Source organism: Ruegeria sp. SATB027 (genome assembly GCF_059613825.1).
The window spans coordinates 267,398-289,488 of sequence record NZ_JBXWTH010000017.1 but is presented as its reverse complement, the minus strand read 5'-3'; the positions used below and the strand labels follow the sequence as shown (position 1 = coordinate 289,488).

The following is a 22,091-nucleotide window of genomic DNA, read 5'->3' as shown; positions in this document are numbered from 1 at the left end:
GGACCGCCAATCATCACTTATGTGCTTAGACATGTTCGGAATAGAAATCATAGACGCGGGGCTGCTGCCCGCCATGTTTGTTGCCCTGCTGGGTGGCCTGATCAGCTTTCTGTCGCCTTGTGTGCTGCCCATCGTGCCGCCCTATCTGGCATATATGAGCGGCGTCACGATCAACGAAATGCAGGATGAGACCCGCGCCCGGCGCAAGGCAACCATGTCAGCGCTGTTCTTTGTGCTGGGCCTGTCGACGGTTTTTCTGCTGTTGGGCTTTACCGCATCTGCTTTTGGAGTGTTCGTGCTGCAAAATCAGGTACTTTTTGCCAAGCTGTCGGGGGCCGTTGTCATTGTCTTTGGCCTGCATTTCCTGAATGTCTTCCGCATCCCCTTTCTGGACCGCGAAGCGCGGATCGAAACCGGTGATTCCGGTGGCTCGGTCTTTGGTGCTTATATTCTTGGATTGGCCTTCGCATTCGGCTGGACGCCCTGTATCGGGCCCCAACTGGGCGCGATCCTGTCCCTTGCGGCGACCGAAGCCTCGGTGGCGCGGGGCACGCTGTTGCTGGGTGTCTATGCAGCCGGATTGGGTATTCCGTTCCTGCTCGCAGCCATGTTCCTAAACCGCTCTATGACGGTGATGAACCGGATCAAGCCCTATATGGGTGTGATCGAAAAGGTCATGGGGGGGCTGCTTCTGTTCGTGGGCATCATGCTGGTCACAGGCCTGTTCACCCGCTTCAGCTGGTGGTTGCTGGAAACCTTCCCGGCACTTGCGAATTTCGGCTGAGCGTCTGACCCCCTTACCTTGACCTAAAGCCTGCGTTAACCTGCGCGGCAGAAGGTAAAGGCATGAGCAGTCAGAGAAATCAGTCACAGGTGCGCAAACGCCGGGTGTTCTACATCCCCGGTTATGACCCGATGCCGCCACGACGATATCGCGAGCTTTACCGAACCGAGTCGCAAGCGCAGGCCCGGATTTCGGGATATGAGATCGCCATGGCTCCCAAGTCCGCGGAGGGTCTGTTCGGCTGGTCCGTGACGTCCATTCAGGACGGTGCGTCCGTCGAGACGGAGATCGAAGTACTGGTCTGGTCAGACATCGTGCGCGACAGCATGTCCGCGTCGATCCCTGCCACCTATGCGCAGTTGGCCCACACGGCGTGGATATACATTTCGACCGGTGCTTTGTGGCGCCTGATGCGGTTGCGCAAAGGCCCGGTGATTGCGGCGCTCTATCCGGTGGCGATGTTGGTGTCTCAGCTGCTGGTTGCGTTTGCAGTCGTGTGGGCATCCGTGGCGATGGCTGGCTGGTGGGGTCTGTTTCCGGGTATCGCCGTTGCGGTTGCGCTGATGCTGTGGTTCCGCAAGATCGACAACCGGTTGTTTGCCTACTACCTGATGCATGATTACGCCTATTCCGCACAGTTAAAGGGGGAAACTCCGCTTAAACTGAAGGAAAGGCTGGCCGCATTCCGAAAAGCGCTTGAAGCCGCGCTGATATCCGGTGTGGATGAGGTTCTGGTGGTGGGCCACAGTTCGGGTGCGCATCTGGGGGTGTCTGTTCTGGCCGACCTGATCCGCGACAGGGCGGTTCCGAAACAGAGGGCAGAGTTGTCGTTCCTCAGCCTGGGGCAGGTGATGCCTATGGTGTCCTTTCTGCCAAATGCGCATGGCCTTCGGTCCGACCTTCAATTCCTGTCTTCCAGTCCGGACATCACGTGGGTCGATGTCTCGGCCCCCGGGGATGGCTGCGCATTTGCGCTGTGTGATCCGGTGGCCGTTACAGGGGTGGCCGGGCCGGACAAACGCTGGCCGCTTGTCCTGTCGGCGGCCTTTACGCAAACTCTGGCACCTGAACGTTGGAAAGCCCTGCGCTGGCGGTTCTTCCGGCTGCATTTTCAGTACCTTTGCGCATTCGATACGCCGGGTATTTACGACTATTTCCGAATTACAGCAGGCCCTTTGACGCTGAAACAGCGTTTCCGAGGACGTGCCCCCTCACGCAGCCGGATTGAGACGCCTGTGTCCAAATACACGTCGGTTCGCCCATGAACCCGCCAAAGCCCCAGCCACGCGCAGACAAGGTTTCCCTATTGCGTTACCTGAAACTGTTTCGTCAGGATCTGCTGTCTGCGCAGCCAGCGCGCCTTTATCGCGCGTGGATGGCCGAATTCAGGACACCCTTCTTTCGGTCCTTCCTGGTCAATGAACCGGACCTGATTGACATCGTCCTCAGGAAAAGCCCCGAAGATTTTCCTAAATCGGGCCGGATCAGCGAAGGCCTGCGCCCCTTGCTTGGAAATTCGGTGTTCCTAACCAATGGAGAGACGTGGAAACGTCAGCGGCGCATCATTGACCCGGCATTTGAGGGCGGGCGGCTGAAAGACACGTTTCCCGCAATGCTGGCCGCAGCAGACGCTTGTGTTGAGCGGTTGCGCCCCCATGTCGGCAAACAGATCGAAGTCGAAGAACAGACAAGCCACGCCGCAGCAGATGTGATTTTTCGCACCTTGTTTTCGGTACCGATCGACCACGCCATAGCCAGCAAGGTGTTTGAAAAGTTCCGTAACTACCAGCGTGAACAACCTCTGCTGAACCTTGCAGCTTTCGTTCCGCTGCCCAAATGGATGCCTCGGTTCCACTCCCGGACGACACGGAAAAACGCCGAAGACATTCGTAACCTGATCACTGACCTGACCCATGAGCGGGCAGAGGCGATCAAGGCCGGAACCGCCCCCGATGATCTGGCAACCAAGATCATGACAACCGCTGATCCTGAAACCGGTCAGTTTTTCGGGCCCAAAGAAATGGTCGATCAGGTCGCGATCTTCTTTCTGGCAGGCCATGAAACCAGCGCATCGGCCCTGGCGTGGACATTGTACCTGCTGTCGCTTTATCCCGAATGGCAGGAAAGGATTGCTGACGAAGCTGCCGCTCTGGACGATCCGACCTTTGCCTCGGTTTCCAAACTCAAGATCAGCCGCGACGTGTTTCGCGAGGCACTGCGCCTTTACCCGCCGGTTCCCATGATGGTGCGAGAGGCCACGTGCCCACACCAGTTCCGAAACAGGGACGTTCCGAACGGATCACAAATCGTCATCAGCCCCTGGCATCTGCACCGTCACGAACGGTTATGGGACAATCCCGACGGCTTTGACCCGACCCGCTGGAACAGTGAAAACGGCAAAACATGCCAGCGTAAGGCATATATCCCATTTTCCGCGGGTCCCCGCGTCTGTACCGGGGCCGGGTTTGCCATGGTCGAAGGGCCGCTGATCCTGTCGATGCTGGTGCGGAATTTCAAATTCGAAACAATCAGCGGCAAAACGCCGGTTCCGGTGGCCCATCTGACAGTTCGATCCAGGGATGGCATATGGTTGCGGCTGGTTGAGCGCTAACAAACTACCATCGGTCCTGACTGTGATGTATGCGGGGGAAGACATCGGAATCATCATTGAACGGGAAAACAGTATGGCCAAAGCAGAACAGCGCGCGCAGATGATCAACGGCGCAGGCTTTATCGCGGCATTGGATCAAAGCGGCGGCTCGACCCCGAAAGCTCTGGCGTTGTACGGCGTTGACGCGTCGACCTATAGCTCGGACGCTGAGATGTTCGGCGAAATTCAAAAGATGCGCGCGCGGATCATTCTGGCAAATGACTTCACCAAAGACAAAGTCATCGGTGCGATCCTGTTCGAACGCACCCTTGGTGAAGAGATCGAGGGCCGCAAGGTTGCTGATTACCTCTGGTCGGTCAAAGGCATCGTGCCATTCCTGAAAATCGACAAGGGCCTCGAGGATCAGGTCAACGGCGTTCAGTTGATGAAGCCGATCCCCGGTCTGACCGATACGCTGGCAAAGGCAGAAGGCGTATTCGGCACCAAGGAACGTTCGGTCATCCATGAGGCCAATGCCGAAGGCATCGCGGCCGTGGTCGCCCAGCAATTCGACGTTGCCCGTGAAGTGACTGACGCCGGAATGGTTCCGATCGTCGAGCCTGAGGTCAACATTCATTCAGAAACCAAGGCCGAGGCCGAGGACATTCTGAAAGCTGAAATCCTGAAGAACCTTGACCAGCTGGGTGAGGGGCAGGAGGTCATGCTGAAGCTGACGATCCCGACACAGGCAAACCTGTATGACGAACTGGCCGACCATCCGCGCGTTCTGCGCGTTGTTGCGCTGTCAGGTGGGTATTCGACCGAAGAGGCCTGCGACCTGTTGGGACAGAACGGCAAAATGATTGCGTCTTTCTCGCGCGCACTGACCGAAGGTCTCTCGAAACAGCAGTCGGATGCCGAATTCAACACCGCTTTGGGCGGCAATATCGACAAGATCTTCAAAGCCTCGGTCTGATCCTCAGACAGGTTTCGTGAAAGAGCGGCGCAACTGTGCCGCTTTTTTTCTGCTGATACAGCCTTCGGCATGGTCATTGACCAGCCCCATGGCCTGCATGAACGCAAACACCGTCGTGGGGCCAACAAATTTCCAACCCCGTTTCTTGAGGTCCTTCGACATTGCCACCGACTCGGGCGATGTGGATGCCGATTGTGGGGGCGGCGGGGTTTCCGCCTCATACCGCCAGACATAAGCCGCCAGCGATCCTTCCGACGCCACCAGCTCCTGCGCGCGGCGGGCGTTGTTGATCACCGCCTCGATCTTGCCCCGATGGCGAATGATCCCATCATTTTGCAGCAGACGTTCAACATCGGCTTCAGAGAACTCGGCCATCTTGTTGAAATCAAACCCGTAAAACGCTTCTCGGAAATTCTCGCGCTTGTTCAGGATCGTGCGCCAGCTAAGGCCGGACTGAAAGCTTTCCAGGCACAGTTTCTCGAACAGTCGCTGGTCATCCGAGACCGGAAAGCCCCATTCGGTGTCATGATAGTCAAAGAATTCCGGCGCCGCCTGGCACCAGGAACACCGAGGTTGACCGTCAGGTCCCAATACCGTGCTTCCCATGAGTGTACCCCTTTTGTTCCTTGGGGACGTTACACTCAACAACCAAGATCTGACAAGCGTTAAACCTTGTCTCGGTACCAGTTCAGAATAAACACGCGAATAGCCGAGGCCAATCCGGTTTCCGGGTCGCGGTCAACATCAATTTGCGCGGCCAGTGCATTGATTGGCTGATCTTTTTCTTTCGCAATGTCGCGAAATGCCCGCCAGAACTCATCTTCAAGCGAGACAGATGTCCGGTGTCCCTTGAGGGTCAATGAACGTTTTATCGGTCGACCGCTCATTCATCCAGCTCGTGATTGTCAAGGTCACGCCTCTGCTTGTCCTGCTGAAGTTTGACGATTGTTTTCTCGGACTTGGTGCGCCCAAAGGCGACGGCATTCTGATCTGCGCGGGCCTTCTTTTCGGCCCGCGCCTTTTCTTTTCGATACCGGTTCAGGTTGACCGGCTTGCCCATCAGTCTTTCGGGCCGATCATCTGTTCGGGGCGCACAACGGCATCAAAGGTTGCCTCGTCCACAAACCCCAGCGCAATGGCTTCTTCCTTGAGGGTTGTGCCGTTCTTATGCGCGGTCTTGGCGACCGTGGTGGCGTTGTCATAGCCGATGGTCGGGGCCAGCGCCGTCACCAGCATCAGCGATTCCTTCATCAGCTTGTCGATGCGCGGCTCATTGGCCTTGATGCCCAGCAACATCCGCTCGGTAAAGCTGTCGGCGGCGTCGCCCAGCAACTGGATGGATTGCAACAGGTTGTAGGACATCATCGGATTATAGACGTTCAGCTCGAAATGGCCCTGACTGCCTGCAAAATTCATCGCGGCGTTGTTGCCCATCACATGCGCAGCAACCTGTGTCAGCGCCTCGGCCTGGGTCGGGTTCACCTTGCCGGGCATGATGGACGAGCCGGGCTCGTTCTCGGGCAGGATCAGTTCGCCAAGCCCCGAACGTGGGCCAGAGCCCAGGAAACGGATGTCGTTGGCGATTTTATAGCAGCTGCCCGCGATGGTCGCCAAAGCCCCGGACATAAAGACCATGGCGTCATGGGCGGCCAGCGCTTCGAACTTGTTCGGCGCGGTCACGAAGGGCAGGCCGGTGATCTGCGCCATATGGCCAGCAACCGCTTCGCCCCAACCGTTTTGGGTGTTCAGGCCGGTGCCGACGGCGGTGCCGCCTTGCGCCAGTTCGTAGATGCCGGGCAGCGCTGCGTGTACGCGCGCAATCCCCTGACGGATCTGGTGGGCATAACCGCTGAATTCCTGCCCCAGTGTCAGAGGCGTTGCATCCTGCGTATGGGTCCGGCCGATCTTGATGATGTCCTTGAACTCATCAGCTTTCTGCTCAAGACCAGAGGCCAGCTTTTCAAGCCCGGGCAGAAGGACGTCACGAACACTCATCGCTGTGGCGATGTGCATCGCGGTGGGAAAGGTGTCATTCGACGACTGACCCATGTTGCAGTGATCGTTCGGATGCACGGGGTCTTTTGAACCGATGACACCGCCCAGAATTTCGATGGCGCGGTTCGCGATGACCTCGTTCGAGTTCATGTTCGACTGGGTGCCGGAACCCGTCTGCCAGACGACCAGCGGAAAGTTGTCGTCAAACTTGCCTTCGATCACCTCACCCGCGGCCTGAATGATGGCATCGGCAATCCTGGCATCCAGTTTTCCGGTCGCCTTGTTCTCCATCGCGCAGGCTTGCTTGATCACGCCCAGCGCACGCACAATGGCGATGGGTTGTTTCTCCCAACCGATCGGGAAGTTCATGATCGAACGCTGCGTTTGCGCGCCCCAATACTTGTCGACAGGAACCTCGAGCGGGCCAAAGCTGTCGGATTCGGTGCGGGTCTGAGACATCTGTCACTCCGTCTGGTATGCTGTTGTATGCCGTTTAGCCGCAGCCAAGCTGTGACGCAATCGGCCAGTTGCGCGCACCTTAAACCCAAGGGCGTCAAAGGTATAGGCGCGGGGTGTGTCACTTTTATTGTTGTCGTCAGGGAATGTCCCATTGTGCGCGGCCCCCTCTCAGCTACAATAGGTTCGTAGCCGCCTTGGAGGACAAGATGTCAAATTTCCATCGCATTACGCTTGAAAAAGCGATCGTGTTATTTGCTGTCTGTGCTTTGTGGCTGTCTGTTCTGGGCGCATCTGCGCGCGCCGCGGACATTACCCCGTTCCTGGGGGATTATGTGGGCTCGGCAAATGTCGTGGATGCGGACGGAACCTCAACCCCGCGGGATATGAGCGTTTCCATTTTCGAGACCAAAAACGGGTTCAACGTCAGCTGGCAAACCACGACCTACAAGCTTGATGGGCGGGTAAAAGAACAGCAGTTTTCCATCGACTTCGTGCCCTCGGACCGCCCGGATGTGTTTTCAGCCGCAATGAAACGCAACGTGTTCGGTCATGAGGTTCCGCTGGATCCGATGAAAGGTGAACCCTTCGTCTGGGGGCGTATCGAAGGCGAAACGCTGACGGTGTTTTCGTTGTTCATTGACGTTGACGGCGGATATGAATTGCAGCAGTTCGACCGAACCCTGGCCGAAGACGGGCTGAACCTGTCATTCTCGCGCTTCATAGACGGTCAGAAATCCCGATCTGTCGAAACATTTCTGATGAAACGCTGAACCCCGCGCCGGGCGGGGCTCAAAGGCTTATTTGCGGAAGCTGTCCAGCGACACGACATCGGCGTCGTGATGCGCCTGTTCTTCCTCTTCGACTTCGATCAAGTCCTCTGCAACATAATTGTCATCATCTTCGTCGTCCGGGCTTTCGAACCGCAGTCCAAACTCCACCGATGGATCGACAAAGGTCTTGATCGCGCCATAGGGGATGTAAAGCGGCTCCGGCGCGTCCCCGAAATTAAGGGTAATGGCGAATCCGTTCTCTCCGACCTCGAGGTTTTCAAACCAGTGTTGCATGACGATTGTCATTTCTTCCGGATACCGGTCGCGCAGCCAATCGGCGATATCCACGCCATCTTCGCGTGTGTCGAAGGTAATGAAAAAGTGATGCGCTCCGGGCAGACCGGATTTCGATACATCCGTCAGCACAGTCTTGATAAGCCCGCGCATGGCGGTGTGCATCAGGTTGCCATAGTCGATGCCTTGCGACATGTGTCATCCTCAAAAGTGGTTAAGCTCAGCATAGGGGTTTTGTTCGGAAACGAAAGGGCGGGTATGATCGGATTGATCAGATATTATGCGCAACCAGCCCTGCCAGTGACATCAGAACCAACACTTTTCCGATCCCCAATTTTAGTCGAAATATCAATATTCCAGCAATAAAGGTTAACGCAAGCGCCGGGATGTCGAGCGAAGACACTTGGGGCACGGGTATTGCCGCCGGACCCAAATTCATGTCTGGCACCGATTCGAAAAGAACATTCAGGGCAAACCACACGGAAAGGTTGAGAATCACTCCGACAACAGCGGCGGTGATACCGTGAAGGGCGGCAGACAGGCGGGGACGTGTGGCCAGACGGTCAAGGTAAGGGGCCGTCAGGAAAATCCACAAAAAGCAGGGCACAAACGTTGCCCATAGCGCAACAGCGCCCGCAGCAAGCGCCAGTGAGAATCCACCGTCGATTTGTCCCGCCAGCATGGCGACAAACTGTGTAACCAGTATCAATGGCCCGGGGGTGGTTTCTGCCAGCCCCAATCCGTCAATCATCTGGTCTGCACTGATCCAGTGATACTGATCCACAACGGTTTGCGACATATAGGCCAGAACGGCATATGCACCGCCAAAGGTCACAACAGCCAGACGGGCAAAGAACCACCCCAGATCGCTGAGCAATTGATGGCCGCTGAGTGTTAAAGCAACAAGCGGCCCCAGCCAAAGCGGCAACCAGACCGCTATCGTCCGGGCCGAACGGGCAAAGTGCGGCGTGTCCTGAACATCGGTTGCCCCAATGGATCCATTATAACGCAAATACCCGCACAGGGCCGCGATCAGAATGATCAGCGGGAAGGGCAGGTTGAACAGAAAGATTGACAGAAACGACAGGCCTGCGATGACACGATGTTCCATATCCGTCAGCGCCTTACCTGACAGCTTGCGCAGGGCTTGCAGGACGATCACGATGACGGTCGCCTTGATGCCGGTAAATGCGGATTGCACCAGTGGAATGTCGCCGTATGCTGAATAAAGCGCGACCAGAACAGTAATGACAAACGCCCCTGGCAAAACGAACAGGCTGCCCGCAATCAACCCGCCCGCGACACCGCGCAAGCGCCAGCCTGCGTAGATAGCCAATTGCATTGCCTCGGGACCGGGCAGCAACATGCACAAGGAAAGCGCGCGCAGATAGGTCTGTTCATCCAGCCAGGGCCTGCGCTCGACCAGTTCCTGATGCATCAGCGAAATCTGGGCGGCGGGCCCCCCAAATGACAACAGGCCGATCCGTCCGAATACCTTGAAAAGGTCCAGTGCCGTGGGTCTCATGCGCCATGACCCGATGGCCAGTCATGCTTTTCATCAAACCCGTCGCGCGCCCAGCGGAACAGGGCATCATAAAGGTGCAACCCGGCTTCAAGCTGAGCATGATCATCGCGATACTGGCGGGACAAACCGACCGAGAACGCCAGCAACCCAGCGGCTTCCGGGGCCAGATCATTCTGGTCGGTATCCGCAGCGCGAATGATCCGGGCCATACGCTCAAGCGCCTCGGTTCGCAGGTCAAATGCCCGGATCATCGTGTCAAATGTGCAGCCGCTGTCCTGATGCGTCCAAAATGTATTCGGAACGTCAAAGGGGGTGGCGTCAAAATGATCAACGACTCCCTGAACTTCTTCCGACGCGACAAAAAGGAACCGTGCATAGCGGTCAACAAACCGGCGGATCAGCCAGGGGCAGGCGATACGGTCAATTTTGGGCCTTTGACGCGTAACCCACAATGTGCTGCCGTCAATGCGCGCCGGCAGAATCGACTGTGGGACCAACGGCGCCTCGCGCTGTTCGTACCACCCTTCAAACCCGCCTTCCAGATGTTCGGCGTTTTTGCCCATCCCGCGCAGCCAGGACGCCACCCCCTGGCTGAGCTTTTTGCCCTTGTGGCAGATTACTACGCAAGGGTCGTTGCCAATCAGACGACTCATCGCGTCAAGTTCCGTGTGCGGACAGCGAATTGACCCCGGAATCAACCGCGGATCGTCGCTGAAATCCGCATCGGTGCGTATATCGATCAGAACCGGCGCCTGAGGCGTTCCGATTAACCGGCTCAATTGGGTCGGTGTGATGGCGTTAAGGGCAGCCATAGCATGTCTCCTTTAGTCATTCGGATCCATGCGAAGCTTGGGCTGACGCCTCACGGGGTGTTCGCAAGCTGACCCCCTGCGCCAGTGCTACCGCGCAAGAACATAGGGGGTCAAGTTTGCGTTTTGAACCGTCAGGCCCAGTCGAGCCGCTGACCGGTCATACACACGGGAAGGGTGTCGGCGGGAAACTGACCCATCTCTTCAAAGAACGAGATGAAATCGAAATGATTATACGCTTCGACCATCTTATTGTCCTTGAACCGGGCCATGACCTGACCGGTCACCTCCAAAGGGGCACCGTTATCGGCCCGGCACGTCTGCACATGCAGGATTGCGGATACCCAATCGCCATTTTCGATGATCTTGGGCAAATCCACCTTGATATCCCCCAAGACATGACGGAACGCCGTTACGAGGTCCCGAAAATCGTCTGCACCCACCTGCATTTCGGGGATCAGCCCCTCGGCCATGGTTTCGGGCGCAAAGAACTGATCGATTGCCTCGGTGTTTCCGTTTTCCCAAACCTCAGAATACCAGGATCTGAGTATCTCCGAATTTGTCATCCCAACGCTCCTGTCCAACTGCGAACACGATGGCAAAAAGGAATGAACAAACTCTGAATCTGCGCAAAGGCGGCATAAATATCAGACATATTGGGGGGAAGTGCAGGTTTCTGTTGCCAGGTACCTGCGAACCCCGCCTTACGCGGCTAGGCGCAAGGACTTAAGTTTCGGTCTTGTTACTGCTTACGCAGCAACTGCAACCGGAGCACGATTGTCGTTTGCAATTGTACTGTTTTCGCCGGTAACGGTGGCAGACAGCCGAGACAAAGCTTACCCCTTTAGACGTTCGTCGATCCTGTTTCGGCCCCGTGATCCTCAAACGAAGGATTTTGGTGGAGCCGCCGGGTACCGCCCCCGGGTCCGATCCGCTTATTACGAGCGCGTTTATGTCCATAGTCCCGAAGGACACCTCATATATAGGTGAGGAGAGCTGCGGATGCAAACCCGGAATGCACATCTTTGTTAGCTTTAATTACAAAGCGTTACGCGGCCCTGTTGAAGTTGGCGGCGATCAACCATATCGCCAGCACCAGTTCGATTCCACCAAAGGTTGCTGCCTTCACAAAAGGCGGGTTATCCAGCGCCAGTGACAGGAAGCGGCCCAATGCGGTACCCGCATAGACTATGCCCAGCATCGTGTAGGCCATCGGAGCATTCAGCCAGATGACAGCAATGCCCGAGACCACAAACAGCCCTCCGACCGAAGCGCGCAGCTCGCTCAGACCCATGGTGCTGTTGGTGGGTGCCAGATCCAGCGCGTTGGCGGTATGAACTGGCGCCAGAAAGCCGAACAGGCCAAAACCGATTGTCAGCAACGCGGCAATGACATTCAGGGCAGTGATCATCCGGGCCTCATTGAATTGTAGTATCAGCACCTGAGAATAGTGTGTTGCGGCCCAAAGGAAAGCGATTAAACCGCCGACCACAGCCCCAAAAGACCAACTAAAACAAGGCTGAGCGCCCAGATGAGTTCCAGGTTGAACCAGCTGCGGGACAGGAAACGCAGCCCCAGCCAACGATAAACAGCGAAGGCCAGAAACCCTCCGCCCAGAACCATGGCGGCGGTGTGCAAGGCCGCAACTCCCAGAACCAGCAGACCGTTTGTTGTCATGATTTTGGAGATCGCCTGATGACCGGCATCCAGTTCATCCAGCTGGCACAGACCAAGATAGATCGGAACCAGCATAAGGGCGGCCCCGTGGGCAAGCGCCACCAGAAACGACCACAGCGCCAGTTTGCTGGGCGGTATGCGCGACAGAAAACGGGGATGACGGCGGGTGATCGCAATGTATAGCCCCATCGCGATGACAATCAACGCAGCCCCGATGCGGATTTCCCGTTGATAATCGACCAGAACGGCCATCAGCGCAAAAGGCAGAAGGACACCCAGCATGGCAATGAAATGTCCACCTGCCAAAGCTGCCAGCGCGCGCCAGAGGGCGGATTGGCGCTGCTCCATCAGGGCCGAGGAAACCGCCAGCGGCCAGCCCATCCCGGGGTTCAGCCCGTGATACGCGCCGCTCAGAACAACGGCCAGCCAAAGGCCAGCCGTTGATGTCATCAGAATCTCCAATTCAGACCGAGGGGTAGCAGAAACTGTCGGTTGAGCAATCTCCGCCCTCCAGCCGGATTTGGTGGCTGCGATATCCTTTGGGGAAATCAACCCAGAATTTCGGGTCCAAAATCAGCCCGCCATTCTCACCGACATCCGCCTTGACCATGGCCGCGCCGCCTTCTTCGGGATAGAACTGATCGTCCCACGTGGAATAAAGTGAATTGGTCCAATAGACGCGTTTACCATCGCGGCTGATCTCGACCATTTGTGGCCCATAGCCAAAGGTCTGACCGTTCGGATGTTTGGTCTTTTTGACAATCCCTCCGATTTCAACTTTCCCGGCAAGGGTCGGATTCATCGGATCGGATACATCATATTGATGCATCTCGCCGGTGCCCCAGCAAGCGACATAAAGGTATTTGTCATCCAGGCTCAGGTCGATATCGGTGACCAGTGGTGGTACGGCGGAAAACCCCTTCAGAAGTTCAGGAAGATCATCTGGATCAGCGGGTTGTGGGTCGATGGTGATCGTTTTCTTGGCTTCGAACGTGCCATCTTCATTGCGCCACCACGTAAAGATTGCGCCTTGCAGGTTGGTGGTATCGACGACAACACCACAGAATCCGTATTGTTTGACTGGGTCATGCGCGGGCCGGATTTCCAGCGCCATCTGGTGGTTTTCGCCCAGATCGATGGTTTGGATATTGGTCCGGTTGCGCAGGTTCCAGAAATGGATGCGGTGACCGTATTTGTTCGAAAGCAGATCCCCGGCCACCAGCCCGTTTTCAAATTGCGGGGGAAGGCCCCATTCGGAACTGACCATGTAATCGCGCGGCAGATTCCACCAGAAATCATAGTGCTTGTCCTGCACGCCGCGCTCAATCTCATAGCGCCCGATGATCTCGAAGGTTTCACAATCCATGATGAAAATACCCGGAGGGCCATCCGTGCCGTCCTCACCGCCGCCGCCCAGCGTGCTCACATAGATGCCTTCCGGCCCGCAATGGATCGTGTGTGGTCGTGAATACCCTGTTTTGTCAAAGACTTCCTCGGGTTCGATGATCTTGTGAATCTTCGCCTCAAGCGGGTTCTTTACATCGATGATGTATATCCGGCTCGACCGGATACCGGGGATGATCAGATAGCGACGTTCCAGAAACGCATGACCGCTGAGCGGTGACAGCGACGACGAACAGGCATTCCAACCAAAATGGTGAAACTCGTCGCCTTTTTCGGGCATGATCACCTGATGCACGATTTTCCCGAAATCGGCCGAGGTTGGATCGACATTCACAACTGCCAGCCCGTCGGGTTGTGAAAAATCGGGGCTGAGCATCAGCGTGAAAGCAAGCGTTTCAGCGGGGCCTTCCATCGCCAGCTTGGCCGAAGGATAAAAGGTTGGGTCCGGTCTTTTGTTCATAACGTCCTCCCGTAAATCATTGTCATTTAATTCTTATTGAGAGTTCCGGTCTTGATGCCGGATGACATTCTGCCTGCTCGACCTCTGCCTTTAAAGTATGTTTCCGTTTAAGCCCTCAGGCCGGTTTACGTTTGCGTTCGGCCACATCGTGGGCCAGTTGCTGTGTGTAATGCTCCAGATCGACCAGCGCGGCGTCGACGGTATCTGCGTCTCTGGCCTCAAGCGCGTCTGCAATTCTGGTGTGCAATGCGATGATTTCTTCGCGCGAACGTGCCGTGAAGGTAATCATGTTCATCAAAGGCTGCATCGCCTCGACCGCGCCAGCCAGTTGATAGGACAGGACCGGGTTGTCGGCCCCGTCCACCAGGGCCCTGTGGAAGGTGACGTCTGATGCACAAAACGCCTCATCCGTCAGACCGGGCTGAGACTGGCGAAAGATTTCCGCCCGCATCGTGGCAAGCTGATCCGCCGTTCGTCTCTGGGCAGACAGGGGGGCGCAGGCGCGCTCCAGCGCATAGCGGGCCTCGCAGGCCGTATCAAAGCTGACCGCGTTCATCGACAGCAGCAGGGTCGAGGTCGTGATCTGCTGAGAATAGGCATCTTCGAAACTCAGACGGTTTACAAACGCACCTCCGGTTGCGCCACGCTGTGTGCGGATCAGGGATTGCGCCGCCAGTCGTTTCAAAGCCTCACGCACCGTTGGGCGCGAGACCTGAAATTGCTCGGATAGTTCCGCTTCCGAGGGCAGGCGTGCATCCACGATCAACTCGCCTGAGACAATCGCGTCCCGGATGGCATGTGCAATCTGGGCAGACAGGTCGGCGGTTTTCCGAGGCGCGGTTTTCATATTCAGAAGACCCTGAGTAAATTTTTATTTGTCTGACATTTAAAAGTCTGACATTTGAAAAGCAAGAGAGTTGAGTCGGGAGGCCGAAGTGAGTCGTACTTGGCTGCGCAGCGGAATGTGGCTGGGCTTTTATGTCCTGATCCTGTGGGCATGGTGGGTCATGTTCGCGATGGGCCGCGACATGGACTTGGACCTGATCGGTCGTCCGGGGCCCATGGGGCAGGCGATGGCTGCGATGGACCCGCGCATGGACATGTACATGCCGATGGCCGAGTTTGGCACGCTGTTCTGGATGTGGGCGATCATGATGGCCGCCATGATGCTGCCGACGCTTGTGCCAACCCTGCGCAGTTATGACGACCTGATCCGCAGTGCCAATGGCACCCGTGCCGGGTGGCTGGGTGTGCTTGCAGGGTATTCCTTGGTTTGGGTCGGGTTTGCGGCTGTGATCGCGGGAACGCAACTGGCTTTGCTGTTTGGTGGCGTGATTGACATGCTGGGCATTGCCAGATCCGGCTGGGTTGCGGGCGGGTTGATGATCGCGGTTGGCGCGTTTCAGTTCTCGCGCGTCAAAGAGGTCTGCCATGGCGTGTGCCACGCCCCGATGACCTATTTCCTGGGCCATTGGAGAACCGGATTTGCGGGCGGCGTTCGCATGGGACTGGGCCTTGGTGCCTTCTGCGTCGGATGCTGCTGGGGTTTCATGGCGCTGGGTTTTGTAGGCGGCGTCATGAACCTGTTGTGGATGGGTCTTGCGACCCTGTTCATGGTTTTGGAAAAACTTCCCCAGATCGGGCATGCTGTAACCCGACCGGTGGGAGTTGCATTGATTGCGGGCGGTCTTTTCCTGCTCGTCTACCCTATTAGCTACGGAGGATAAGCCAATGGCTAAGAACAGAAAACCAGATGCCGACCGGTTGCCCGTCAGCCAGCGTATCGACAGCCGTATGCCCAATCCCAAACGGCGCGAGATGAGCCCGACGGACTGGGCCATCAAGGGGGAGTTGATCCTGAACTGCTCGTGCGATGTGTTCTGCCCCTGCGTCGTTTCACTGGGCGCGCACCCTCCGACCGAAGGGCATTGTCATGCCTGGATGGGTATTATCGTTGATGAGGGCCATTACGAGGGCGAGGACCTGTCGGGTCTGAATGTCGGCCTGCTGGTCGACATTCCCGGACGGATGGGCGAAGGCCAGTGGAAAGTGGCGGCTTACGTCGATGAACGCGCCAGCGGCAAAGCCTATAACGGTCTGCTGCAAATCTTCAGCGGGCAGGCGGGCGGCACCACCGGTCTGTTCACCATGCTCGTCAGTGAAATCATCGGGGCCGAACGGGCGCCGGTTCAGATCGAGCGTGACGGCACCAAACGCCGCATCATGATAGGTCGCAAGATTCAGGGTGAGATCGAGATGCTGGCAGGCAAAGACCCCGAGCATCCCGTGATGGTTTCAAACTCAAAATACTGGATGGGTCCTGACATCATCGTGGCGCGTGGCACCAAGTCGAAAGTGCGCGACTACGGGCGCGTTTGGGATTTTGGCGGCAAGTCGGCTGAAATCTGTCCGATCGACTGGCACGGGCCCAAGTGATGATCACCGGCGCTTATGCGCAAAAGATGGCGCGCTTTAATCGCTGGCAACGCGAGCAGTGTCATATCTGGATCTGACCCGATCCCGAGGACACCATCTGGTGCTTCGCCGCAAAAGAGGTCGATGTCACAATGCCTTACGAAAACTATGTGATCCATTTCTTCAACCATCAGACCCACCATGGGGGTCCATTGCTCAAAGTGCTGACCGAAGTTCGGTCGCAAGCGCCCGTTAGCGACATCGTCTTTATGTCCGAGGAGGTTTGAATGCCGCAGATTTCCGCTTCGCGCCGCTTGCGGCGCACACCGTTTTCAGACGGGGTCGAAGCCGCAGGGGTCAAGGGGTACACGGTTTATAATCGTATGCTGTTGCCCACGGTCTTCGAAAGCGTCGAAGCCGATTACCGGCATTTGAAATCCCATGTGCAGGTCTGGGATGTCGCATGCGAGCGGCAGATCGAGCTGCGCGGACCGGACGCCGCGCGCCTGATGCAGATGCTGACCCCGCGCGATTTGCGGGGAATGCTGCCGGGGCAATGTTTCTATATCCCCATCGTGGATGAAACCGGCGGTATGCTGAATGACCCGGTTGCTGTAAAACTGTCCGAAGACCGCTGGTGGATTTCTATCGCTGACAGCGATCTGTTGTTGTGGGTCAAGGGAATCGCCGTTGGATATCGTCTGGATGTGCTGGTGGACGAACCGGATGTGTCACCTCTTGCTGTTCAGGGTCCCAAAGCCGACGATCTGATGGCGCGTGTCTTTGGCGACCGGGTGCGCGACATCCGGTTCTTCAAATTTGATATGTTCCAGTTTGAAGGTCGCGATCTGGCTGTGGCGCGATCCGGTTATTCCAAACAGGGCGGGTTCGAGATTTATGTGGAAGGCAGCGATATCGGCATGCCCCTGTGGAACGCTCTGTTTGCGGCAGGGGAAGATTTGCAGGTGCGCGCCGGATGCCCGAACCTGATCGAACGGATTGAAGGCGGTCTGCTGTCCTATGGCAATGACATGACCGACGACAACACCCCGCATGAGTGCGGTCTGGGCAAGTTCTGCAACACACATACCGCGATTGGCTGTATCGGCAGGGACGCGTTGCTGCGTGTGGCCAAGGAGGGGCCCGTTCAGCAAATCCGCCCCATCGCCATTACGGGCGATCCGGTGCCTGGCTGCGACCGCCCATGGGGCCTTTACGCCGACGGCAAGCGTGTGGGGCAGGTGACCTCGGCCGCGTGGTCACCCGATTTCAACACCAACGTAGCCATTGGCATGGTACGCCTGAGCCATTGGGATGCGGGAACGGAGCTGGACGTGGAAACGCCAGATGGGATGCGCCGCGCGACCGTGCAGTCGCATTTCTGGATTTAAAGGGGGGTTTTGGGGGCGCTGCCCCCGTCGCTGCGCGACTCCCCCGGGATATTTAGGGCCAGGTGAAGCAACGGGCCGGTTACAGAAACACGAAAGGAATTGAGAGATGTTCAATGCACTTGTGATGGACAAGGACGAAGAAAGCGGTTTGGCGAGCGCGTCAGTCAGGCAGCTTACGCTGGATGATCTGCCGCATGGCGACGTCACGGTCGCGGTTGAATATTCCACAGTGAACTACAAGGATGGTTTGTGTCTGTCCCCCAAAGGGGGCGGTTTGGTGCGGGCGTACCCGCATGTTCCCGGAATTGATTATGCCGGTACCGTCGAGGCATCGACCGATGCGCGTTACAAGCCGGGTGACAAGGTTGTTCTGACCGGGTGGCGGGTAGGCGAGGCGCATTGGGGTGGTTATTCGCAGAAAGCCAGTGCCAAGGCGGACTGGCTGGTGCCTCTGCCGGATGGGCTTGATGCCCGGCGGGCGATGGCCGTAGGCACCGCCGGGTTTACCGCGATGCTGGCCGTGATGGCGCTGGAGGATCACGGGCTGACCCCCGATCGCGGCCCGGTTCTGGTAACCGGGGCGGCCGGTGGTGTTGGGTCGGTGGCGACAGCCATTCTGGGCCATCGCGGGTATGAGGTGGCCGCCGTGACCGGGCGACCTGAAACCGGCGATTATCTGAAATCGCTGGGCGCAACGACAATCGTACCGCGTGAAGAGCTGAATGAGACAACCAAGCGCCCGCTGGAAAGTGAAACCTGGGCGGGCTGCGTGGATGCCGTGGGCGGTGCGATGCTGGCGCGTGTGCTTGGGCAAATGAAATACGGCTGTTCGGTTGCGGCCGTGGGACTTGCGGGCGGCGCGGCGCTTCCTGCAACGGTGATTCCCTTCCTGCTGCGCGGCGTGAACCTTCTTGGCATCGACAGTGTGATGCAGCCCTATGAAAACCGGCTTCGTGCCTGGAAAAGGATTGCAACCGACCTGCCGATGGACAAGCTTGAGTCGATGGTACAACCAGCGGCCTTGTCCGACCTTCCGCAACTGGGTGCCGATATCCTGAAAGGGCAGGTCAAAGGGCGCGTTGTTGTCGATGTGAATGCCTGAGCGCAGTTGACAACCTAAACCCGATACGATGCCGTGTCGGTTTTTGCGAAGGCGGTTTGGTACAAAATGATCGCAACACCTCTGGCCATTGGTACAAAACCGCCTCATGATTGCTATACATCCCAAATGTGATGGCGTAAGACCCATCCAAAGAGTACCTGAATACGGGGAGTGAGCAGCATGTCTGACGACTTCGAACTGGACACCGATGACCTGAAACGCCGTATGGATGGCGCAATGGCCAATCTGAGAACCGAATTTGCCTCGCTGAGAACCGGGCGCGCCTCGGCTTCGATGCTGGAACCTGTCATGGTCGACGCGTATGGCTCGATGACACCGATCAACCAGGTGGGCACCGTCAACGTGCCTGAGCCCCGCATGGTCACTATAAATGTGTGGGATAAGTCATTGGTCGGGAAGGTGGAAAAGGCCATTCGCGAAAGCGGCCTTGGCATCAACCCGCAGCTGAACGGCACCATCATCATGCTTCCGATTCCTGAGTTGAACGAAGAGCGTCGCCGTGAACTGGGCAAGGTCGCTGGCCAATATGCGGAAAGCGCCCGGATCGCGATCCGCAATGTGCGCCGGGATGGCATGGATCAGATCAAGAAGGCAAAAGCGGATGGTATGTCTGAAGACGACCAGAAGCTTTGGGAAAGCGAAGTGCAGGATCTCACGGATGCGATGATCAAGGCGGTCGATGCGGCGCTTGAAACCAAGCAAACTGAAATCATGCAGGTCTGATCTGGTCTGATGCCGAAAGATCCCCAAACCGATCCGGTCTGCGGCCCGCGCCACGTCGCTATCATCATGGATGGCAATGGCCGTTGGGCGCAGGCGCGTGGTCGCCCCAGGTTGTTTGGGCACCATGCCGGTGCGCGGCGTGTTCGCGAGGTTGTCGAGGCCTGCCCGCATCTGGGGATCAAGTACCTGACTGTATTTGCATTCTCGACCGAGAACTGGAAGCGAACGCAGGTTGAGGTGGCCGGGTTGATGAGCCTGTTTCGGCGCTACATCATCAAGGAGACACGGACCCTGGCGGATAATGGCATCCGGGTTCGGTTCATTGGCGATCGGGTAAGGTTGGATTCGAAACTGACCGAATTGATGGATTCACTTGAAGAGGAAACCAAGGACAACGACCTTGTTCATCTGACGGTCGCCCTGAACTATGGCGGTCGGGACGAGGTGGCGCGCGCCACCAAACGTCTCGCGCGGGATGTGGCCGACGGGCGGCTTAGACCCGAGGATGTGGATGAAGAAACGTTACCTAAGTATCTGGATACACGCGTTCTTCCGGATCCTGACCTTGTCATTCGCACCAGTGGAGAAGCACGGATTTCGAACTTTCTGCTGTGGCAGTCCGCCTATTCCGAGTACGAATTCATAGATACGCTGTGGCCGGATTTCACCGCCGCAGAACTCGAGAGGCTTTGTCGCAACTATGGGGCCAGAGAGCGTCGGTACGGGGCGGTTCTGGCATGAGTGATGGCCGGTGGTCTGATCTGACGAGCCGGGTCCTTTCTGCCGCCGTTCTGGTTGCGATAGGGGCCATCGAAGTCTGGCTTGGCGGTCTCTGGTTCGAGGTCTTCATTGCGGCTGCTTGTGGCCTGATGACCTGGGAACTGGTTCGGATGATCGACCCTGAAAGCCAGGGTGTGGCCGTCCAGTTGGGCGTTCTGACTGCGATTGCGGTTATCCTCAGCTACCACCTGCCGGCGCTATACACGCTCCCGGTCGTGCTTGCGCCGGCTTTGGTGGGCATGGGACAGATCAGCCGTTCGAAACCCCTGTACGGCTTGTTCGCGGTCTGGATTGTTGCGGCTGGTCTGGGTTTCATATCCATTCGCGAAAACTCGGGTTTTGGCTGGATGGTCTGGCTGATCGCGGTGGTGGTTGCCACCGATGTGGCGGGCTATTTTGTGGGTAAAATGGTCGGTGGACCCAAGTTCTGGCCAAAGGTCAGCCCTAAGAAAACATGGTCGGGAACGGCAGGCGGATGGGCTGCTGCGGCCTGTGTCGGTATCGCCTTTGCAAGCCACGCGGGTTTCGGCTTTGCCTTTGTTGTTGTTTCCGTTCTCGCATCAATGGCCAGTCAGGCGGGTGACATAATCGAAAGCGCGATCAAACGTAAATTCGGGGTCAAGGACAGTTCAAATCTGATCCCCGGCCATGGCGGCTTTCTGGATCGGTTCGACGGCATGATGGGGGCTGCGGTGTTTGTTCTGATCGCAGGGCTTCTGTACACGCCGGGTGAGATGTAATGCGACGGATTTCCGTTCTTGGGGCCACGGGGTCGATCGGGCAAAACACGCTTGATCTGATTTCGCGTAAACCCGAAGACTATGATGTGGTGGCCCTTACCGGCGGCGCAAATATTCGACAACTTGCTGATGACGCTCGTCGGTTGCGTGCCGATTTGGCTGTCACGGCACATGAAGACAGGTTGGAGGACCTGCGCGCCGCACTGGCCGGAAGTGGGGTCGAAGCGGCGGCCGGGCCGCGTGCGATCGCCGAGGCCGCAGCGCGCCCGGCGGATTGGGTCATGTCAGCCATCGTCGGAGCAGCGGGCCTTGCGCCTGGGATCGAAGCCCTGAAACAAGGAACAACACTGGCCTTGGCCAACAAGGAAACATTGGTCTGCGCAGGATCGTTGGTTCTGGACACTGCAAAAAACCATGACGCGCGTTTGCTTCCTGTCGACAGTGAACATTCGGCGGTGTTTCAGGCATTGGTTGGTGAAGATATCGACGCTGTCGAGAGGGTGATTATCACCGCAAGTGGCGGAGCGTTCCGCGATTGGCCGCTGAAAGATCTGGCAAACGCCACCGTCGAACAAGCGTCCAGCCATCCGAATTGGGATATGGGCCAGCGGATCACGATCGACAGTGCCTCGATGTTCAACAAGGCGCTGGAAGTCATAGAAACAAAAGAATATTTCGGAGTTTCCCCGGATCAGATCGAAGTTTTGGTTCATCCCGAATCCATTGTCCATGCAATGGTCGGGTTTCGGGATGGCGCGATGATGGCACATATGGGCGCCCCCGATATGCGCCACGCCATTGGGTATGCGTTGCACTGGCCCGACAGGCAGGAGCTGCCGGTTCAGCGGCTGGACCTCGCAAAGCTGGGACAGCTGCGCTTTAACGAACCGGATCTGACACGCTATCCAGCCCTGAAACTCGCCTGGGACGTGATGCAGCGTGGTGGGCTGGCTGGCGCAGTATTCAATGCCGCCAAGGAACGCGCGCTGGATCACTTCATTGCGGGCCGGATCGGCTTTCTTGATATGGCGGATACCGTTTCTGCCGTATTGGACAGGTTTGACGCAACGGGTGGCCTTATTGATGCCCCGATGACACTTGATAACGTGCAGCAAACCGACCATCTGGCACGTCAGTGGGTCGATAACACTGTGATGGAACGAGCAGGATAGAAAT

General features: G+C 57.2%; 26 protein-coding genes and 1 other RNA gene. 14 read left to right on the top strand and 13 right to left on the bottom strand.

Translation table 11 applies throughout. The features are described 5' to 3' along the window. Positions 1-31 precede the first annotated feature (31 nt). From AC2FPW_RS03425 to AC2FPW_RS03410, 4 genes are all read left to right on the top strand, one after another. Positions 32-784 (top strand): cytochrome c biogenesis CcdA family protein, encoded by a 753-nt coding sequence (locus AC2FPW_RS03425; RefSeq protein WP_267364596.1) that lies wholly within the window; start codon positions 32-34, stop codon positions 782-784. A 62-nt stretch (positions 785-846) separates the two neighbouring features. Next, positions 847-2,049 (top strand): hypothetical protein, encoded by a 1,203-nt coding sequence (locus AC2FPW_RS03420; protein ID WP_496812557.1) that lies wholly within the window; start codon positions 847-849, stop codon positions 2,047-2,049. Beyond that, positions 2,046-3,395, top strand: coding sequence for a cytochrome P450 (locus tag AC2FPW_RS03415; protein ID WP_496812556.1), 1,350 nt, complete (start codon positions 2,046-2,048; stop codon positions 3,393-3,395). Before AC2FPW_RS03420 ends, AC2FPW_RS03415 begins: the two co-directional genes overlap by 4 nt. A gap of 73 nt (positions 3,396-3,468) precedes the next feature. Next, positions 3,469-4,350 carry a fructose bisphosphate aldolase gene (locus AC2FPW_RS03410; protein ID WP_496812555.1) on the top strand — a complete coding sequence of 294 codons (882 nt, stop codon included), beginning with the start codon at positions 3,469-3,471 and terminating at the stop codon, positions 4,348-4,350. 3 nt (positions 4,351-4,353) lie between these two features. On the opposite strand, the gene AC2FPW_RS03405 is transcribed toward AC2FPW_RS03410, so the two are convergent. From AC2FPW_RS03405 to fumC, 4 genes are read right to left on the bottom strand one after another with little or no spacing between them, the layout of a single operon-like run. Further along, positions 4,354-4,956, bottom strand: coding sequence for a DNA-3-methyladenine glycosylase I (locus AC2FPW_RS03405; protein ID WP_496812554.1), 603 nt, complete (start codon positions 4,954-4,956; stop codon positions 4,354-4,356). 59 nt (positions 4,957-5,015) lie between these two features. After that, positions 5,016-5,237 (bottom strand): ribbon-helix-helix domain-containing protein, encoded by a 222-nt coding sequence (locus AC2FPW_RS03400; RefSeq protein ID WP_267364385.1) that lies wholly within the window; start codon positions 5,235-5,237, stop codon positions 5,016-5,018. Next, positions 5,234-5,410 carry a DUF4169 family protein gene (locus AC2FPW_RS03395; RefSeq protein ID WP_480584142.1) on the bottom strand — a complete coding sequence of 59 codons (177 nt, stop codon included), beginning with the start codon at positions 5,408-5,410 and terminating at the stop codon, positions 5,234-5,236. Before AC2FPW_RS03395 ends, AC2FPW_RS03400 begins: the two co-directional genes overlap by 4 nt. Further along, on the bottom strand, positions 5,410-6,804 hold the full coding sequence (gene fumC / locus AC2FPW_RS03390) for a class II fumarate hydratase (protein WP_480481058.1): 1,395 nt from the start codon (positions 6,802-6,804) through the stop codon (positions 5,410-5,412). The genes AC2FPW_RS03395 and fumC overlap by 1 nt, the downstream gene beginning before the upstream one ends. A 206-nt stretch (positions 6,805-7,010) precedes the next feature. Between fumC and AC2FPW_RS03385 the strand changes: the two genes are divergently transcribed. After that, positions 7,011-7,574, top strand: a complete 564-nt coding sequence (locus AC2FPW_RS03385; protein WP_480481056.1) for a hypothetical protein — start codon at positions 7,011-7,013, stop codon at positions 7,572-7,574. Positions 7,575-7,601: 27 nt separating this feature from the next. On the opposite strand, the gene AC2FPW_RS03380 is transcribed toward AC2FPW_RS03385, so the two are convergent. From AC2FPW_RS03380 to AC2FPW_RS03340, 9 genes are all read right to left on the bottom strand, one after another. Then, positions 7,602-8,063: an SspB family protein gene (locus AC2FPW_RS03380; protein WP_496812553.1), complete on the bottom strand. Its 462-nt coding sequence runs from the start codon at positions 8,061-8,063 to the stop codon at positions 7,602-7,604. Between the two features lie 76 nt (positions 8,064-8,139). After that, the gene (gene chrA / locus AC2FPW_RS03375; RefSeq protein ID WP_496812552.1) at positions 8,140-9,393 is read right to left on the bottom strand and encodes a chromate efflux transporter; all 1,254 of its coding nucleotides are present in this window, start codon (positions 9,391-9,393) and stop codon (positions 8,140-8,142) included. Then, positions 9,390-10,205 (bottom strand): chromate resistance protein ChrB domain-containing protein, encoded by an 816-nt coding sequence (locus AC2FPW_RS03370; RefSeq protein ID WP_496812551.1) that lies wholly within the window; start codon positions 10,203-10,205, stop codon positions 9,390-9,392. The genes chrA and AC2FPW_RS03370 overlap by 4 nt, the downstream gene beginning before the upstream one ends. Before the next feature lie 131 nt (positions 10,206-10,336). Then, positions 10,337-10,768 (bottom strand): ester cyclase, encoded by a 432-nt coding sequence (locus AC2FPW_RS03365; protein ID WP_267364373.1) that lies wholly within the window; start codon positions 10,766-10,768, stop codon positions 10,337-10,339. Between the two features lie 99 nt (positions 10,769-10,867). Further along, positions 10,868-11,214, bottom strand: a transfer-messenger RNA (tmRNA) gene (gene ssrA / locus AC2FPW_RS03360). 36 nt (positions 11,215-11,250) lie between these two features. Beyond that, entirely contained in the window at positions 11,251-11,613 is a 363-nt protein-coding gene (locus AC2FPW_RS03355) for a DUF4345 family protein (RefSeq protein ID WP_496812550.1), read from the bottom strand. A 65-nt stretch (positions 11,614-11,678) separates the two neighbouring features. Further along, positions 11,679-12,329, bottom strand: coding sequence for a hypothetical protein (locus tag AC2FPW_RS03350; protein WP_267364371.1), 651 nt, complete (start codon positions 12,327-12,329; stop codon positions 11,679-11,681). Between the two features lie 13 nt (positions 12,330-12,342). Continuing rightward, a complete protein-coding gene (locus tag AC2FPW_RS03345; protein WP_496812549.1) occupies positions 12,343-13,743 on the bottom strand; it encodes a selenium-binding protein SBP56-related protein in 1,401 nt (466 codons plus the stop codon). 115 nt (positions 13,744-13,858) lie between these two features. Further along, entirely contained in the window at positions 13,859-14,590 is a 732-nt protein-coding gene (locus AC2FPW_RS03340; RefSeq protein WP_496812548.1) for a FadR/GntR family transcriptional regulator, read from the bottom strand. A gap of 115 nt (positions 14,591-14,705) precedes the next feature. On the opposite strand from AC2FPW_RS03340, the gene AC2FPW_RS03335 reads away from it, so the two are divergent. From AC2FPW_RS03335 to dxr, 9 genes are all read left to right on the top strand, one after another. Beyond that, positions 14,706-15,470 (top strand): DUF2182 domain-containing protein, encoded by a 765-nt coding sequence (locus AC2FPW_RS03335; protein ID WP_496812586.1) that lies wholly within the window; start codon positions 14,706-14,708, stop codon positions 15,468-15,470. A gap of 4 nt (positions 15,471-15,474) precedes the next feature. Continuing rightward, positions 15,475-16,179 (top strand): DUF1326 domain-containing protein, encoded by a 705-nt coding sequence (locus tag AC2FPW_RS03330; protein WP_209596177.1) that lies wholly within the window; start codon positions 15,475-15,477, stop codon positions 16,177-16,179. A gap of 131 nt (positions 16,180-16,310) precedes the next feature. Then, the gene (locus tag AC2FPW_RS03325) at positions 16,311-16,445 is read left to right on the top strand and encodes a hypothetical protein (protein ID WP_496812547.1); all 135 of its coding nucleotides are present in this window, start codon (positions 16,311-16,313) and stop codon (positions 16,443-16,445) included. Then, entirely contained in the window at positions 16,446-17,549 is a 1,104-nt protein-coding gene (locus AC2FPW_RS03320) for a dimethylsulfoniopropionate demethylase (protein ID WP_496812546.1), read from the top strand. A gap of 106 nt (positions 17,550-17,655) precedes the next feature. Continuing rightward, positions 17,656-18,651 (top strand): acryloyl-CoA reductase, encoded by a 996-nt coding sequence (gene acuI, locus AC2FPW_RS03315; RefSeq protein ID WP_496812545.1) that lies wholly within the window; start codon positions 17,656-17,658, stop codon positions 18,649-18,651. 180 nt (positions 18,652-18,831) lie between these two features. Next, positions 18,832-19,395 carry a ribosome recycling factor gene (gene frr, locus AC2FPW_RS03310; protein WP_480481034.1) on the top strand — a complete coding sequence of 188 codons (564 nt, stop codon included), beginning with the start codon at positions 18,832-18,834 and terminating at the stop codon, positions 19,393-19,395. A gap of 9 nt (positions 19,396-19,404) precedes the next feature. After that, complete coding sequence (gene uppS / locus AC2FPW_RS03305; protein ID WP_480564851.1) at positions 19,405-20,136, top strand: undecaprenyl pyrophosphate synthase; 732 nt, start codon at positions 19,405-19,407, stop codon at positions 20,134-20,136. Further along, positions 20,133-20,915, top strand: coding sequence for a phosphatidate cytidylyltransferase (locus AC2FPW_RS03300; RefSeq protein WP_480564848.1), 783 nt, complete (start codon positions 20,133-20,135; stop codon positions 20,913-20,915). Before uppS ends, AC2FPW_RS03300 begins: the two co-directional genes overlap by 4 nt. Continuing rightward, positions 20,915-22,087 (top strand): 1-deoxy-D-xylulose-5-phosphate reductoisomerase, encoded by a 1,173-nt coding sequence (gene dxr / locus AC2FPW_RS03295; protein ID WP_480830962.1) that lies wholly within the window; start codon positions 20,915-20,917, stop codon positions 22,085-22,087. Before AC2FPW_RS03300 ends, dxr begins: the two co-directional genes overlap by 1 nt. Positions 22,088-22,091 lie beyond the last annotated feature (4 nt).

Excerpts from the sequence above, each read along its gene's own strand:
- AC2FPW_RS03300 (WP_480564848.1), top strand. The coding sequence starts at position 20,133 with ATGAGTGATGGCCGGTGGTCTGATCTGACGAGCCGGGTCCTTTCTGCC.
- AC2FPW_RS03420 (WP_496812557.1), top strand. The coding sequence starts at position 847 with ATGAGCAGTCAGAGAAATCAGTCACAGGTGCGCAAACGCCGGGTGTTC.
- AC2FPW_RS03405 (WP_496812554.1), bottom strand. The coding sequence starts at position 4,956 with ATGGGAAGCACGGTATTGGGACCTGACGGTCAACCTCGGTGTTCCTGG.
- chrA (WP_496812552.1), bottom strand. The coding sequence starts at position 9,393 with ATGAGACCCACGGCACTGGACCTTTTCAAGGTATTCGGACGGATCGGC.
- AC2FPW_RS03345 (WP_496812549.1), bottom strand. The coding sequence starts at position 13,743 with ATGAACAAAAGACCGGACCCAACCTTTTATCCTTCGGCCAAGCTGGCG.
- AC2FPW_RS03330 (WP_209596177.1), top strand. The coding sequence starts at position 15,475 with ATGGCTAAGAACAGAAAACCAGATGCCGACCGGTTGCCCGTCAGCCAG.
- AC2FPW_RS03340 (WP_496812548.1), bottom strand. The coding sequence starts at position 14,590 with ATGAAAACCGCGCCTCGGAAAACCGCCGACCTGTCTGCCCAGATTGCA.
- AC2FPW_RS03320 (WP_496812546.1), top strand. The coding sequence starts at position 16,446 with ATGCCGCAGATTTCCGCTTCGCGCCGCTTGCGGCGCACACCGTTTTCA.
- AC2FPW_RS03425 (WP_267364596.1), top strand. The coding sequence starts at position 32 with ATGTTCGGAATAGAAATCATAGACGCGGGGCTGCTGCCCGCCATGTTT.
- fumC (WP_480481058.1), bottom strand. The coding sequence starts at position 6,804 with ATGTCTCAGACCCGCACCGAATCCGACAGCTTTGGCCCGCTCGAGGTT.
- AC2FPW_RS03335 (WP_496812586.1), top strand. The coding sequence starts at position 14,706 with ATGTGGCTGGGCTTTTATGTCCTGATCCTGTGGGCATGGTGGGTCATG.
- AC2FPW_RS03410 (WP_496812555.1), top strand. The coding sequence starts at position 3,469 with ATGGCCAAAGCAGAACAGCGCGCGCAGATGATCAACGGCGCAGGCTTT.
- AC2FPW_RS03395 (WP_480584142.1), bottom strand. The coding sequence starts at position 5,410 with ATGGGCAAGCCGGTCAACCTGAACCGGTATCGAAAAGAAAAGGCGCGG.
- AC2FPW_RS03325 (WP_496812547.1), top strand. The coding sequence starts at position 16,311 with ATGCCTTACGAAAACTATGTGATCCATTTCTTCAACCATCAGACCCAC.
- AC2FPW_RS03365 (WP_267364373.1), bottom strand. The coding sequence starts at position 10,768 with ATGACAAATTCGGAGATACTCAGATCCTGGTATTCTGAGGTTTGGGAA.
- acuI (WP_496812545.1), top strand. The coding sequence starts at position 17,656 with ATGTTCAATGCACTTGTGATGGACAAGGACGAAGAAAGCGGTTTGGCG.
- AC2FPW_RS03385 (WP_480481056.1), top strand. The coding sequence starts at position 7,011 with ATGTCAAATTTCCATCGCATTACGCTTGAAAAAGCGATCGTGTTATTT.
- uppS (WP_480564851.1), top strand. The coding sequence starts at position 19,405 with ATGCCGAAAGATCCCCAAACCGATCCGGTCTGCGGCCCGCGCCACGTC.
- AC2FPW_RS03400 (WP_267364385.1), bottom strand. The coding sequence starts at position 5,237 with ATGAGCGGTCGACCGATAAAACGTTCATTGACCCTCAAGGGACACCGG.
- AC2FPW_RS03370 (WP_496812551.1), bottom strand. The coding sequence starts at position 10,205 with ATGGCTGCCCTTAACGCCATCACACCGACCCAATTGAGCCGGTTAATC.
- AC2FPW_RS03415 (WP_496812556.1), top strand. The coding sequence starts at position 2,046 with ATGAACCCGCCAAAGCCCCAGCCACGCGCAGACAAGGTTTCCCTATTG.
- dxr (WP_480830962.1), top strand. The coding sequence starts at position 20,915 with ATGCGACGGATTTCCGTTCTTGGGGCCACGGGGTCGATCGGGCAAAAC.
- AC2FPW_RS03350 (WP_267364371.1), bottom strand. The coding sequence starts at position 12,329 with ATGACATCAACGGCTGGCCTTTGGCTGGCCGTTGTTCTGAGCGGCGCG.
- AC2FPW_RS03355 (WP_496812550.1), bottom strand. The coding sequence starts at position 11,613 with ATGATCACTGCCCTGAATGTCATTGCCGCGTTGCTGACAATCGGTTTT.
- AC2FPW_RS03380 (WP_496812553.1), bottom strand. The coding sequence starts at position 8,063 with ATGTCGCAAGGCATCGACTATGGCAACCTGATGCACACCGCCATGCGC.
- frr (WP_480481034.1), top strand. The coding sequence starts at position 18,832 with ATGTCTGACGACTTCGAACTGGACACCGATGACCTGAAACGCCGTATG.